The 14,753-nt window shown below is 64.6% G+C and carries 9 protein-coding genes; 2 read left to right on the plus strand and 7 right to left on the minus strand.

From position 1 onward, the window contains the following. Window positions 1–103: 103 nt before the first annotated feature. Window positions 104–4,114 (plus strand): S-layer homology domain-containing protein, encoded by a 4,011-nt coding sequence (locus tag B5F94_RS00080; RefSeq protein ID WP_158100229.1) that lies wholly within the window; start codon window positions 104–106, stop codon window positions 4,112–4,114. A gap of 176 nt (window positions 4,115–4,290) precedes the next feature. After that, window positions 4,291–5,322 carry a stalk domain-containing protein gene (locus B5F94_RS00085; RefSeq protein ID WP_087326331.1) on the plus strand — a complete coding sequence of 344 codons (1,032 nt, stop codon included), beginning with the start codon at window positions 4,291–4,293 and terminating at the stop codon, window positions 5,320–5,322. 93 nt (window positions 5,323–5,415) lie between these two features. On the opposite strand, the gene mfd is transcribed toward B5F94_RS00085, so the two are convergent. The 7 genes from mfd to B5F94_RS00120 all read right to left on the minus strand — a co-directional run bounded on the left by mfd (window position 5,416) and on the right by B5F94_RS00120 (window position 14,650). Then, window positions 5,416–8,913, minus strand: coding sequence for a transcription-repair coupling factor (gene mfd / locus B5F94_RS00090; protein WP_087326334.1), 3,498 nt, complete (start codon window positions 8,911–8,913; stop codon window positions 5,416–5,418). 69 nt (window positions 8,914–8,982) lie between these two features. Then, window positions 8,983–9,228, minus strand: a complete 246-nt coding sequence (locus B5F94_RS00095) for a phosphopantetheine-binding protein (RefSeq protein ID WP_242965503.1) — start codon at window positions 9,226–9,228, stop codon at window positions 8,983–8,985. Beyond that, window positions 9,225–10,568: an AMP-binding protein gene (locus B5F94_RS00100; RefSeq protein ID WP_087326340.1), complete on the minus strand. Its 1,344-nt coding sequence runs from the start codon at window positions 10,566–10,568 to the stop codon at window positions 9,225–9,227. Before B5F94_RS00100 ends, B5F94_RS00095 begins: the two co-directional genes overlap by 4 nt. A gap of 12 nt (window positions 10,569–10,580) precedes the next feature. Beyond that, on the minus strand, window positions 10,581–11,411 hold the full coding sequence (locus B5F94_RS00105; RefSeq protein WP_087326343.1) for a VanW family protein: 831 nt from the start codon (window positions 11,409–11,411) through the stop codon (window positions 10,581–10,583). A gap of 114 nt (window positions 11,412–11,525) precedes the next feature. After that, on the minus strand, window positions 11,526–12,122 hold the full coding sequence (gene pth / locus B5F94_RS00110; protein ID WP_087326346.1) for an aminoacyl-tRNA hydrolase: 597 nt from the start codon (window positions 12,120–12,122) through the stop codon (window positions 11,526–11,528). A gap of 286 nt (window positions 12,123–12,408) precedes the next feature. Next, window positions 12,409–13,368, minus strand: a complete 960-nt coding sequence (locus B5F94_RS00115) for a ribose-phosphate pyrophosphokinase (RefSeq protein ID WP_087267501.1) — start codon at window positions 13,366–13,368, stop codon at window positions 12,409–12,411. A 91-nt stretch (window positions 13,369–13,459) separates the two neighbouring features. Beyond that, window positions 13,460–14,650 (minus strand): DapH/DapD/GlmU-related protein, encoded by a 1,191-nt coding sequence (locus tag B5F94_RS00120; protein ID WP_087326349.1) that lies wholly within the window; start codon window positions 14,648–14,650, stop codon window positions 13,460–13,462. Between the last annotated feature and the right edge of the window lie 103 nt (window positions 14,651–14,753).

Below are 14,753 nucleotides of genomic sequence, written 5' to 3' on the forward strand. Positions count from 1 at the left end.
ACAGTGTGCGTATATGCACACCAATCCTGCCAGGAACTATGGTATCATCACCATAGTTCCTGGTTTTTTATTCATATTTTTTCACAAAAGGAGGTACACGGATATGAAATTCCATTCCATTCGGGGCACGCTGCTGGCCGTGGTCCTGGCGCTGGCACTGACGGTCCCCGCTCTGGCCTACGACGACACCGCCGGTCACTGGGGCGCGGAGGCCATCGACCGCTGGAGCGAGGAGGATGTTCTCCAGGGCTATGCCGGCCAATTCCGTCCCGACGCGCCCATCACCCGGGGCGAGCTGGCGGTGATCCTGGACCGGCTGATGGACTACCAGACTCTGTCCGACACCGCCTACCCCGACGTGGAGGCGGACAGCTGGTACGAGGAGGCGGTACTGGGGGCCGCCGCCGCCAACATTCTCCAGGGGGACGGTACCTCCCTGCGGCCCCTGGACCCCATCACCCGGCAGGAGGCGGCGGTGCTGCTGGGCCGGGCTCTGGGCGTGACGGAGAACGCCGCCGGGTTGGAGGGTTTTACCGACAGCGGTGAGGCGGCCAGCTGGGCCGCCGGCTATCTGGGCGGCATGGCCCAGGCCGGCATCCTCAACGGTTATCAGGGCAAGATCATGCCCGCCGCCACCATCACCCGGGCGGAGGTGGCCCAGCTACTGGACAACGCCATTACCGCCCGCTATGATGAGGCAGGCAGCTACACCGCCGACGCCGACGGCAACGTGATCGTCAGCGCCGCTGGGGTCACGCTGTCCGACATGACCATTGACGGCAACCTGATCGCCACCGAGGGCATCGGCGACGGGGACCTGATCCTGGACAACGTCACCGTGAAAGGCGCCTTGGTGGTCCGGGGCGGCGGCGAGCACTCCATCATTATTCGAGGCAACTCCTCCGTTAGCACCATCACCGCCCAGCGGCGGGACGGCGGGATACGCCTGTCGGTGGAGGACGACGCCTCGGTGGAGATCATCACCATTGACGACGGCTCCGACGCCGTCATCGTGGCGGGTACCGTGGGCACCCTGAACGTGGCCGGGACGGAAGCCCAGGTCACCGTGGCGGGCACCGTGGACACCCTCACCGTCTCTGAGCAGGCCGAAGGTGCCAGCATCACCGTCTCCGGCGGGGCTACGGTGAACAATCTGACCGCAGCCGCCCCCAACACCGCCGTTACCGTGGGCAAGGGCGGTACGGTGGAGAGCGTCACCGCCGACGGTGCGGGCACCACCGTCACCGGCTCCGGCAAGGTGAATAACGTCACCGCCAACGCCGACAACGTGGCCGTATCCACCCCCAACACCAAGGTGGAGGCCTCCGAGGGCACCTCCGGCGTCACCGCCGGGGACAAGGATGTGGCCGGCGGCTCCTCCGCCACCACCCCCGGTATTTCCGGCGGCGGCTCTTCCTCCGGCGGCGGCAGTACCCCTGTCACCTACTACACCGTCACCTATCAGTTCCTGGATGAGGTGCTGGGCACCGAGCAGGTGGCCAGCGGCGGCCATCCCACCGCCAGCGGCATCACCGTGCCCGGTAAGGCGGGCTATGACTTTATGGGCTGGAAGGTGGAGGGTGAATGGCCTCCGGTGGAGCTGAGCGATATTACCGTCACCGGCAATGTGACTCTCTATGCCCAGCTGGCCGCCGTGCCTGACGGCACGGTGACGGCCATTACCGAGGGCATTACCATCGGCGAAACCGACCCGGATACCTTCCTCAACCCTGTCACCGGCAACCTGGCTCCCAACGAAGAGGGCGACTATGTACTTACCCTCCAGCTCAAGGCCCCGGAGGGGGTGGAGTGTGAGCCCATGGTGGATGTGCTGCTCCTCACCACCTCGGCAGACGGCTATGAGGGCGCACAGGTCTGGTATCCTTACGATGCTTTTGACGAGAACGGCATCCTGACGCTGGACTATGTGGTGGCCCCGGCAGGCACTACTTCCTGCAATCAGGTCCTCACTTTCTTCCTGAAGTGGCACGGCGTGAACAGCGATGCCGATATGGGCGGCTGGGCCATGGATCTGGATCTCAGCAGCCTGACTCTGGTCGGTGTCGATCCATCCGATACGGTGGCCACCGTGGGCGGCGTGGGCTATCCCACCCTGAAGGCTGCTGTGGATGCCATTCTGAAAGATCCCGGAAGTGCGGGTGAATTCTATCTGGTAAGCGACTACACCCTGACCGAAGATGTGACCCTCCCCGACTACTGGACCCTGGGCATCCATGAGGGAGTCACCCTGACCATTCCGGAAACTGTCACCCTGGACAACCTGTACGCCATCCTGAACCACGGCACCATCAGCGGCGAGGGCACCCTGCGCAGCGGCAACACCATCTGGAACCGTGGCGTCATCGACTGTACCGTGGTCAACTACCAGCCGGAAGGCTCGGACTGGGCCGTGGAGTACTACCAGTACGCCCAGTGGAACGGCGAGGGCTGGACTCTGGCCCCCCTGCCCAATATGGCAAATGAAATCGACTGCTCCATCTTTGCCGCCTTCAATTTCGAGGAGGACCTGAACGGCAGCGATACCGCTCTGGCTAAGGCCATCGACCGCATCAACGACATCCCTGAGAGCGCGGGCTATACCTTCCACCTGCTGGAGGCCCGCTGCCAGCTCACCGTCAACACCCCCCTGACTCTGCCCGGAAACACCAGTCTGGCCCTCATGGGGGGCGAAAACCGGGGCATTACCATTGAGTCCGGCGGCAGCATTCTCAACGGCAATGTGGAGATCATCACCTTCGATGGCCATCCCGTGGCCCAGCTCACCGTGAAAAACGGCGGCGCCCTGACCGGCGAGCTGTACATTACCGGCAACATCAACGACTGCCTGGTGCTGGAGGACGGGTCCACTGTACAATGCCGTCTCTTCCACCGGAACACCCAGGAGGAGGAGTACCGCCCCGTCGGTGAGGCGGAATATGACGGTCGGTTCTGGCTCACCCTGGAGGATGCCCTGAATGCCGCTCAGGCCAACGGCGGCGGCGAGGTAATCCTGCTCCAGAACGCGGCGGTAGAGGGCAATCTGGTAATCCCCGCAAACGTGGTCCTGTGGAACGACCGGTTTGACCTCACCGTCACCGAGACCATGACGGTGGACGGTGAAGTCCACATCCAGGGCGGTACCACCGTCACCGCCGACTCCCTGGCCCTCCCCCTGGAGGGGCAGAGCCGGGTCTATGTGGACTATGACGCCGCCCTGAATGTTTCCGGTCTCCTTACTCTGGATGGTGAGCTGTACATAGACGGCACCGGCCGCGTCACTGCCCAGAGCATCGATATAAGCGCCGGGGCCTTCTATTACCACGGCATCGGCGTCAACGAGAACGGCGGCTGGACCATTCCCGACCATCCCCCCATTGACGCCGAGGACCTCAGCCGGGTCAACTGCGCCCTGAACTTCCCCGATCTGGGGAACGACAACGCCGCTGTGGACGCCATGATCCGTGCCACTATCGAAGCCGTACAGAACAACAATTCCTACAGCAACTACTACCTGGAGCTGCGCAACAACTACACCCTGGCCGCCGGGGAGACCCTGACCCTGCCCGACAATGTGACCCTGCTGGTCCGGGACAGCTCCGACAACTGGGAGCTGGAGGAGCAGATCCCCTACCTCATCACCATCGCGGGCACCCTCACCGGCGGCAAGCTGGACTCTGCCAGCAGCGGCTTTGAGGGCTTTGAGGGCCACACCTCCCTGATCATCAAGGACGGCGGCACCGTCTCCTGCAACCAGTACTGGCTGGAGGGGGACGACAAGCTGGTGGTGGAATCAGGCGGTAAGCTTATGGTCCCCGACTTTGTCGAAGCCGAAAACGACGGTGGCTGGATGTACCTGGTGGACGGCATGAACCTGGTGATTGACCAGGGCGGTACCATGACCTGTTCCGGCATCCTGCGCATCTGGCCGGGCAGCACCCTAACCATCAATGGCACCATGGAGCTGGCCGGCGACGCCCACGCGGGCTACCAGGGCGATATCAACGGCACCGGTTCTATTACCGGTACCGGCACCCTCCAGAATCGAGGCGGTAACCTTACCGTTACAACCATTGGCTCTGATATCATCCAGGATGCCTATAATTCCGAACCCTAAATCTTTCCAAACTTCCTTCCCTTCCCAATGCAGCAGGGCCCGGCGTGATACGCCGGGCCCTGCTGTTTTCCTTCCGGTGTGTACGAGTGTGCTGTTATGCACACCACTTTCTTACAGTACTGTGGTATGCTGGTTTTAGCTTGCAAAACCCGCAGTTCACGAAAGGAAGTGTCTCTATGAAGAAAAAGACCCGCATGGCCGCCCTGGCTCTGACCCTGGTGCTGGGCACCGGCACCGCCGCCCTGGCCGCCGGTAATCTGGTCAACATCGCCGTCAACCCCGGCATGAAGCTGTCCATCAACGGCGAGGCCTTTGTGCCCACCGACGTCAACGGCAAGGAAGTGGACGTGTTTGCCTACAACGGCACCACCTATGTGCCCATCCGTGCCATCAGTGAGGCTTTCGGCAAGGAGGTCAGCTACGACGCCTCCACCCAAACCGCTGTTATTGAGTCGGTGCTGCCCCCCTATGATCCCGACGCGGTGGACTATGTGCTCAGCGTAGCCCCCGAGACCTATACCGACGAAAACGGCAACCCGCAGACCTGGTACAACGGCGTGGGCTACGAGTTCCGCTGGTGGCTGCCCGAGGAGCAGCAGAACAGCTTTACCGTCAAGCAGGTGTCCGGCCAGCTGCCCGACGGCATCACCCTGGTGGGCGACCACCTGGAGGGCGAGTGCCAGGGCGTGGCGGAGGCCGACGTGACCTTTACCGTCACCCCCAGAAACGGCGAGGCCGTCACCCGCACCCTCCACTTCCAGTTTGTGGAGCCCAGTGAGTTTGCGGTAGCCCCCATCATCCTGTGGGGCAAGGTGGGCGACACCGTGGACCGGGCCGGCATCAACTCCTTCTATGACGGCATCTTCTACACCGCCGACGACCTGACCGCCGACCGGGAGATCCCCGGCTCCTCCCCCATCGGCACCCAGGAGGCCCTGGACGCCCTGGCGGAGTACGGCCTGTCCCTGGACTATGAGGTCCAGGAGAATGAGGACGGCTACCGCTGGGCCGACAAGTACCTGACCGGCACCTTTACCCAGGCCACCGACGGCTGGGTCAAGATCTCCATCCCGGTATACGCCACCGCCGGTTCCTCCAACCCGGACTTCCCCATGGAGGAGAATTTCTGGTACGCCAACGATGCCGACGGCAATCCCTATGTGGTGTCCGGCACGGTGGACGTGTATCTGAACATCGTCGGCTTCTGATCCACGATTCCCATCTTTCTTTCCCTATACAGAAGGGGCCCGGCGCAATGCGCCGGGCCCCTTCTGCCTGTTTTACGGTTGGTCTGCCGGGCTTTACGCCCCGGTCTTGCTGTAGTCCTCCATTACCTTCCGGCCCCACTTCAGGGGGTCCTCCCCCTTCTTGAGCCGCAGGGCCAGGTAGGGCTTCTCTCCGGCAGAGAAGAGCAGCCGTCCCCGGTAGTGCTCCAGGGCGCACAGGGCGCTCACCCGCTGCAGATCAAAGCCGTCCAGGTAGAATTGCAGGCCGCCCCCCTGCTGGCGGATCTGCACCACCCCGTTTTCGGCGGCAGCGGCCCGCAGCAGCGCCACCGAGATCAGGTTGTTCACCGTCCTCGGCGGATCGCCGTAGCGGTCGATGAGCTCGTCGGTCACGTCGTCGGCGTCGGCCTCGGTGCGGATGGCGGCGATCCGCCGGTACAGGTCCATCCGCTCCTCCGGGGAGGGGACGTACCGGTCGGGGATGGAGGCCGCCACACTCAGGTCGGCGGCGCACTCGGTGCGCTTGGGGATGGGCTCGCCCCGCTCCTCCAGCACCGCCTCCTCCAGCAGCCGCAGGTACATATCGTAGCCCACGCTGAGCATGAAGCCGGACTGTTCCGGGCCCAGGATATTGCCCGCGCCCCGGATCTCCAGGTCACGCATGGCGATCTTGAAGCCGGAGCCGAACTCGGCAAACTCCCGGATGGCCCCCAGCCGCTTGGAGGCCACCTCGGTGAGCACCTTCCCCTGGCGGTAGGTCAGGTAGGCGAAGGCCCGGCGGGTGGACCGGCCCACACGGCCTCTGATCTGGTGGAGCTGGGCCAGACCCATCTTGTCCGCATCCTCAATAATGAGGGTGTTGGCGTTGGCAATGTCGATGCCGGTCTCGATGATGGTGGTACACACCAGCACATCCACCTCGCCCTCGCTCATACGGGTCATGACCTCGTTCAATTCTTCCTGACTCATCTTACCGTGGGCCACCGCCACCTCCACGTCCTCCCCCAGCATCTCCTTGATGCGGGCGGCGGTGCGGGTGATGGTGTCCACCCGGTTGTGGAGGTAGTACACCTGGCCGCCGCGCTCCAGCTCCCGGCGGGCGGCGTCCATCAGCACACCCCAGTCGTGCTCCAGCACATAGGTCTGCACCGGCTGGCGGTCCATGGGGGGCTCCTCCAGGGTGGACATATCCCGGATGCCCGAGAGGGCCATGTTCAGGGTACGGGGAATGGGGGTGGCCGACAGGGTGAGCACGTCCACCTGCTTGGACAGCTCCTTGAGCCGCTCCTTGTGCTGGACGCCGAAGCGCTGCTCCTCGTCGATGACCAGCAGCCCCAGGTCCTTGAAGGTCACATCCTTCTGGAACAGCCGGTGGGTGCCGATCAAGAGGTCGATCTGCCCCGCCGACAGCCGCCTTAAGGTCTCCTTCATCTGGGCGGCGGTGCGGAAGCGGCTCACCACGTCGATCTCCACCGGGTACTTGGCAAAGCGCTGCTTGGCCGACAGGTAGTGCTGCCGGGCCAGCACGGTGGTGGGCACCAGAATGGCGGCCTGCTTGCCGTCCAGTACGCACTTCATAATGGCCCGGAAGGCCACCTCGGTCTTGCCGTAGCCCACGTCGCCGCACAGCAGCCGATCCATGGGCCGGGCGGTCTCCATGTCCCGCTTGATCTCAGCGATGCACCGCAGCTGATCGTCGGTCTCGGCGTACTCGAACTGCTCCTCAAACTCGTGCATCCACTCGGAGTCGGGGGAGAAGGCGAAGCCGGGCTGCCGCTGCCGCTGGGCGTAGAGCTGGATCAAGCCCTTGGCCAGGTCCTTCACCGCCTTCTTGGCCTTGGACTTGGCCCGCTCCCAGTCGCCCCCGCCCAGCCTGGACAGCTTGCGCTTCTCGTTGGCGTCCTCGCCGCCGCCGATATACTTGCTCACCAGGTCCAGCTGAGTGGCGGGGACATACAGGATATCGGTGCCGGCGTAGGCGATCTTGACGTAGTCCTTCTCCACGCCGTCCACCACTTTCTTGGTCATCTCCACGAACCGACCCACGCCGTGGTGCTCGTGGACCACCAGGTCCCCGGGGGACAGGTCGGCATAGGATTTCAGCTTCTGCCGGTTGGTGGCGGGCTTGCTCCGGCGCTTTTTGCCCAGGGCAGACTGGCCCTCGGTGAGCACCGCCAGCCGTCCCACCGGGTACTCCATACCGGCGGTGACGCCCCCCACGGCGATGACCGCCTTGCCGTAGCCGGGCAGGTCATGAAGCTCGAAGTCCACGGCGGTGGTCATTTTCTGCTCCCGCAGCAGGGCCTGGAGGTTGAGGGCCCGCTGCTGGCTGCTCACCAGCACCACGGTGCGGAAGCCTTCGGAGACGTAATGGGCCAGGTCGGAGACGGCGGTCTCCAGACTGGCGCCGTAGGAGGGCAGCTGCTTGGCCAGCAGGTTGAGCACCGTCCGGGGCCGCCGGGGATAGGTGGAAGCGGCGAAGGCGTCCAGGTAGCACACCGGCCACTCCTCCAACACCTGCCACAGCTCTTCGGGGGTACGGGCGAAGTCGGCCAGATCCCCCGCCAGCTCGCCCCGCTCCATCAGGGACTTGGCGTCCTCCCCCAGCTGCCACAGGTAGTTCTTCCCCCGCTCGGCCACCCGGCCGCTCTCGCTGAAAATCACCACAGCGTCCTCCGGCAGGTAGTCGGCCGCCGTGGCCATCTGGGGGTAGATGAGGCTTACATACCGGTCCATGGCCGGGAAGGAGGTACCGGCGTCCAGCCGCTCCCTGTCCTCCTCCAGGGTCTGGACCAGCTTTTCCGCCCCCTTGCGCTTGCGGGTACGGGCGATCAGCTTGTCCAGGCCCTCCAGCAGCCCCGCCCAGCCGCCGGGAGTAAACTGGGGCAGCACCTCGGCAGCGGGCAAGATCTCCGCCTCGCTGATGTTCTGGATGCGCCGCTGGGTGTCCGGGTCGAAGAAGCCCATGGCGTCCACTTCGTCCCCGAAGAACTCCACACGCACCGGCTTCTGGTGGGCGGGAGAAAAGAAGTCCAGAATGCCCCCTCGCAGGGCAAACTGGCCCACACCCTCCACCTGCTGGCACCGGGCGTACCCGGCGGCGGTGAGAGTTTCGGTAAGCTCGTTCAGGTCATGGGCCTCCCCCATCCGCACCACCTGGGCGGCCTGGGTGAGGAGGGTCTTGGGGATGGTGCGCTGGAGGAGGGACTCCACCGTACACACCAGCAGGGGGCACTCCCCCGCCGCCAGGGCCCGGAGGACAGACAGACGCCGGTGCTCATACTGCCGGGACACCACCGCCGCGTTGTGGAAGGTGAACTCCCGGGCGGACAGGGTGGCCACCTTCTCCCCGGAGAGGGCGGCCAGGTCCTTCTCCATCCGCTGGGCCTCCCCCTCGTCGGCGCACACCACCACCACCGGCCGCTCCAGCTCCTGGTGGAGCCCGGCGGCAAAGTGGGCCCGGTGGACCGCCGACAGGCCGGAAAAGGCCACCGGGCAGGCCCCGTTGTCAATGGCCGCCGTCAGGGCACAGTATTCCGGGATATCCTTCAGCGCGGACAGCAGTTGTTTCATGGTACACCTCGAAGATATAGAAAAATTTGGAAGTCATAAGCGCACCTTACCCCGGTGCAGGGGTCCGTCTCAGGGGGCCTCCCCCTCCGCCTGCCGGCAGAGGGCCAGAATGCCCTCCACCGTGCGGAAGGTATCCCTGGGCACCCGGGTGGGCTGGATCTGGATGCCCAGATCCTCCAGTCCCTCCAGCAGGTCGATCATAGCCAGTGAGTCCAGGATACCCTCCTCCAGCAGGTCGGCTCCGGGGCGGAGGGCATCCTGGGTGCCGCAGACCTGCACCAGCAGGTCCCGGATCACATCGTCACCTATCATCATAGCATCTCCTCCAGCCGTTTCCGGTCGCATTTTCCGTTGGGGGTCAGGGGCAGCCGATCCAGCAGCTTCCACTGACCGGGGATCTGATAGGGGGGCAGCAAATCCCCTAAAGCCTGGGCCAGCTTCTCCGGCTCCAGCCCGGCCCCCTCCACAAAGGCGGTCAGGCCCTTCACCTGTCCCGCCCGATCCCGCCGGGGAAGCACCGCCGCCCGTTCCACCTGGGGCAGGGCCTCCAGCGCTCCTTCGATGCGGGCAGGTTCCAGCCGGTACCCCTTGTACTTCAGCTGTAAATCCCGCCGTCCCGCCCAGTAGAGCAGTCCGTTTTCCACATAACCCAGGTCCCCTGTGGAATACTTCCCCCCAAACCGGGGAGAAACACTGGCTCCGGTGAGGATAATCTCCCCTTCCTCCAGGGAGATATCCACAGCCCCCTCCCCAATTGTGCCGATGGGCAGAGGCCCACCGCACATCTCCCGGGAAATAGGAACAGCACATACGGCGCAGGTGGCCTCGGTGGGACCGTAGGCGTTGAGGAGGGCCACCCCGGGAAACCGGTCCAGCAGCCGCCGGGCGGCGGCGGGGGGCAATACCTCTCCGCAGGAAAAGACCGTCCGCAGACGGGGCAGCCGGTCGGGACCGAAGGAGGGCTCCGTCAGGCAGAGGCGCAAAAAGGAGGGGGTAGCCACCAGCAAAGACAGGTCGCTTTCTTCCAACCGGCGGAACAGGGCGGGAAAGTCCTCCTTTTCCGCCGGGGTGAGGGCCACGTGGGTGCCGCCCCCCAGCAGGGACAGATAGAGGTCGGCCACCGACAGATCAAAGGACCAGGCCGCCTGACCCACCGCCGTCCCGCCCAGGACGGCGGCAATCTCCGGCAGAGCGGAGGCCCATCGGAGAAAGTGCTCCAGATTGCTCAGGCTCACCTCCACCAGCTTGGGCCGGCCGGTGCTGCCCGAGGTAAAGATCTCATAGGCAATGCGGTGGGGGTCGTCGGGGAGCGGGCAGGACAGGCCGGAGGAAAAGCCCTCCTCCGCCGTCCGCCGGTCCAGCAAAACCGCCCCCGCCTGCTCCAGCAGCTCCCCCTGTCCCGCCGGGGGCAACAGGGGGTCCAGAGGCAGGTAGGGCCGCCCCGCCAGCAGGCAGGCCACAAAGGCCACAGGTACCCAGACCTGACCCGGGTCCCCGATGAGGGCCACCGGGCCGGTCCCCTGCTCCCGCAGTTTGGCCGCCAGCCCCTGGGCCATGGGCCACAGTTCTCCCCAGCGGACCATTTCTTCCCCTGCCATCAGGGCAGGCCGGTCCCCCAGGGCGGCGCTGTAGGCCTTAATTCGTTCCAGCAGCATAGCGCACTCCTTTCAGCGCTGTAACATCTGATCCGCCGGGATGAGGGCAGGATCAAAGAGCACCTTGGAGTGGTTGTCCAGCAGCAGCTCCCGGCCCACTTCCTCGCCGGTGGTCCGGTCATAGGCAATCCGGTAGACCTGGCTCACCCGGTAGTATTCCTCGCCCTCCCGGACATAACCGCTCCCCTCCTCCCGCAGCCGGTAGCGCAGGGGGAAGGGGGCCGTCCCCCGCAGCTCGCCGCACAGGTCGTCCTCCTCCAGCCACACCCGCAGCTGGACAGGCTGGTCGGTGTCGTTGCGGAAGCGGTAATCCACATGGGGGTAAAAGATGGAGGTGCCGGTGCCGAAGGGCACCCGGCGGCGGTCGTCAGGAAAGAGGGCGTCCGAGTGGTGGTGCAGCTCGGTGACGGTGAGGGGGCTATGGAGCACCAGGTAGTGGATCAGGTTGGCCAGCTGGCACAGCCCGCCTCCCACCGACCAGCCCAGGTTCCCGCTGGCGATGGTGAGTCCGTCCTGGTAACCCTTCCGGGCGGAGGGCTTGCCCACCAGGCGCCAGAAGGAGAAGCTCTCCCCCGGCGCCACCACCACCCCGTCGATGCAGGCGGCGGCCAGGGCCAGATTGGTCCGCTTGCTGCGCTGCAGGTCCATATCCACTCCGGTCAGACGCCGGAGCACCGGGGAGCGGTGCCCCTTGAGGAGCACGGGCAGCTCCTCTTCACACCGCCAGGTGGACCAATGTACCCCACCCCGCCGGTCAGCCAGGGCCTTGCGTGCCCCCTCTTTCCACAGGGAAATCCGATAGCACACCGGACCACACTGACAAAACAGCCTGCGTCTCGCCATGGAGACCACCTCCCAAATCCGGCGCGCCCCCTGCGAAAAAGGAGCGGGCGCGCCCGCTCCTTCTATCCTAGCATCCCCGTCGGGAATTGCAAGTTACGATTTGGCAACAGCCTGTCAGCCGTTGAACTTGTTCATGGCCTTGTCGGGCCCTTCCGCGATGAGGCACTCCACCGCCTTGCCCGCCTTCTCGATGGCGGCGGTGATGGTCTTCAGGTCCTCCCCCACGAATTTGGAGAGCACCCAGTCTGCCATATCGTAATCGGGATGGGGCTTCTCTCCCACGCCCACCTTCACCCGGGGGAACTGGTCGGTGCCCAGGTGCTGGATGATGTTCTTCAGGCCGTTGTGGCCCCCGGCGGAGCCCCCCTTGCGGATGCGCAGCTTGCCGATGGGCAGGGACACGTCGTCGGAGATGACCAGCACGTGGTCGGCGGGGATCTTGTAGAACCGGGCGGCCTCCCCCACCGCCTCGCCGGACAGGTTCATATAGGTCACCGGCTTCATGAGCAGCACCTTGGCGCCCCCCAGCTCCACCGTGTTGGTGAGGGCGCGATACTTCAGCTTCTGCACCGGCACCCGCTGCTCCTCGGCGATGTGGTCGATGGTGAGAAAGCCCACGTTGTGCCGGGTGTTCTCGTACTTGTCCCCGGGATTGCCCAGGCCCACCACCAGCCACTCCACGCCGGAGGATCGATTTTTGTTGAAAAACATAATGGCTCCTTAAACAGGCAAAGGCGGGGGCAAGCCCCCGCCCTACCTGATGGTATGGTCAGATTTCGTCCGGAGCAGGACATGAGCCTGCGCAGGACACCTATACTCGTGGCCGCGGCGGCCACGACCACCCGCGCTGTGCGCGGGTGAGGGGGGTATCGAAACCATTGTGCCGCATAGCGGCGCGGTGGTTTCGTATCTAGGGTCGAACCTGCCAGGGGCAGGTTCGATACCAATCAGGCGCAAGCCACCTTTTATGGCAGACAACGTCCCCCCTGGACGGTCATTACACAAAGAGCTTGGACACGGAGACCTCTTCGTAGATGCGCTCGATGGCCTCGGCAAACATGTGGGCCACGGAGAGGTACTTGATCTTGTCACAGGTGACGCCCTGCTTGGGGGGGACGGTGTCCAGGAAGTAGAGCTCCTTGATGACGCTCTTCTCGATGCGCTCCACGGCGGGGCCGGAGAGCACGCCGTGGCTGGCGCAGGCGATGACGTCCACCGCGCCGCCCAGCTCCACCAGAGCCTGGGCCGCGCCGCACAGGGAGCCGGCGGTGTCCACCATGTCGTCAAAGAGGAGGACCTTCTTGCCCCGCACGTCGCCGATGATGTTCATGACCTCGGAGGAGTTGGCCTTCTGGCGGCGCTTGTCCACGATGGCCAGACCCATGCCCAGCTTCTGGGCGAAGGCCCGGGCCCGGGCCACGGAGCCCACGTCGGGAGAGACCACGATCATCTCATCCTCCTTGCCGGCAAAGCGGTCGTGGAGGTAGTTGGTGAAGATGGGGTTGCCCAGCAGATTGTCCACGGGGATGTCGAAGAAGCCCTGAATCTGGTTGGCGTGCAGGTCCATGGTGAGCACCCGGTCGGCGCCGGCCCGGGTGATCAGGTTGGCCACCAGCTTGGCGGAGATGGGATCGCGGGGCTTGGTCTTGCGGTCCTGGCGGGCGTAGCCGAAGTAGGGGATCACGGCGGTGATCCGACCGGCGGAGGCCCGCTTCAGGGCATCGATCATAATGAGCAGTTCCATCAGGTTGTCATTGACCGGGTGGCTGGTGGACTGGACCACGAACACGTCGGAGCCGCGGACGGTCTCATAGATGGAGACGTAGTTCTCGCCGTCGGAGAAGGCTCCTACCTCGGCGTTGCCCAGCTCCATGCCCATCTCCTTGCAGATGGCCTCGGCCAGGGGGCGGTTGGAAGTGCCGGAAAAGATCTTGATGTCCTTACCGTGTGCGATCATTGTGTAAACATCCTCTCACAAAATTAGTGTTCTCTGTCTTTCGTGCAGATCGAACTTATTTTATATTTTCTGTCCCATCAGCGGGACGGGTTCACTTTTTACGGGTCTGGCGGGCGGCCCACTGCTTCTTCACCGTCTGGCGGGGCCGGGCGATGGCCAGGGAGTCGTCGGGCACGTCGTCGGTAATGGTGGAGCCGGCGGCGGTATAGGCGCCGTCCCCCACCCGGACGGGGGCAACCAGATTGGTATTGCAGCCGATGAAGGCGTCGTCCCCGATGGCGGTGCGGTACTTGCCCACCCCGTCATAGTTGACGGTGACGGTACCGCAGCCCAGGTCCACCCGGCAGCCCACGTCGGCATCTCCCACATAGGTCAGGTGGGAGATCTTGGTATCCTCTCCCACGGAGGCATTCTTCAGCGTCACAAAGTCGCCCACCTTCACGTTGGCCCCCACATGGCAGTTGGGGCGGATGTAGGCGAAGGGTCCGATCCTGGCCCCGGCGTCCACGGTGCTCTCGTTGAGCTGGGAGGCATTGACCACCACATGGTCGGCCAGGGTACAGTCCCGGATCATGGTGTTGGGGCCCAGCTCACAGCCGGTTCCGATCACCGTCTCTCCCCGCAGGATGGTGCCGGGCAGGATCACCGTGCCCTTACCCACCCGGACCCGGGGTCCGGCATAACAGGTATTGGGGTCCATCATGCGCACGCCGCTTTCCAGCAGGCGGTAGGCGCCGTAGTTGCGGGCGGTGAGCTCGGCCTCCACCCGGCCCTCGGGGCTGCTCTTGATGAGGGCGGCGCTCTGATACCAGATGCTCCGGCCCCCCAGCTTGTCGGCGTTTTCCTTCAGGGCCTCGTCCAGGCCGCTGCCGTCGGCCAGAGCCTGGGCCAACAGGGCCGCGTCAATGCGGCACACGCCGGTATCTTTATTATCCAGAGGACCGGTGCTGCTGTCATCCACCAGCTGCCGGGCACTCTGCCAGGAGAGAAGCACCGGCCGGGTCAGGATGAGCACCTTTCCCTCCAGCTTACCCAGGAAGGCCATCAGCTGGTCCAGGGCGTCCTCGGTGCCGCCGGTAACGAACTCCGTTCCCACCGGGAAGCAGCCCTCGGCCTTTTCCCGGTCGTCACTGTGGCACACCACAAAAAACTGTTGCACGCCGGCGCTCTCCAGCGCCTCCGCCAGCCACAGGGCCGCCGGATCAAAGAGCAGGTCCTCCAGCATGGGGCACACGCCGGTCCCCTCCCGGGGTAGGAACACTACCGCTCCAGTCGCGCTCATACCTGAGATCACCTCAAAAAACAATGGATTTGCCTGTCCGCCCGGCGGGCAGGCTGCCGCAGGGCGTATTCTAAAGTCATTATAACAAAGTGGGCGAAAAAAT

It is taken from the genome of Flavonifractor sp. An4 (assembly GCF_002161755.1).
In the GTDB taxonomy this organism is placed as follows: domain Bacteria; phylum Bacillota; class Clostridia; order Oscillospirales; family Oscillospiraceae; genus Flavonifractor; species Flavonifractor avicola.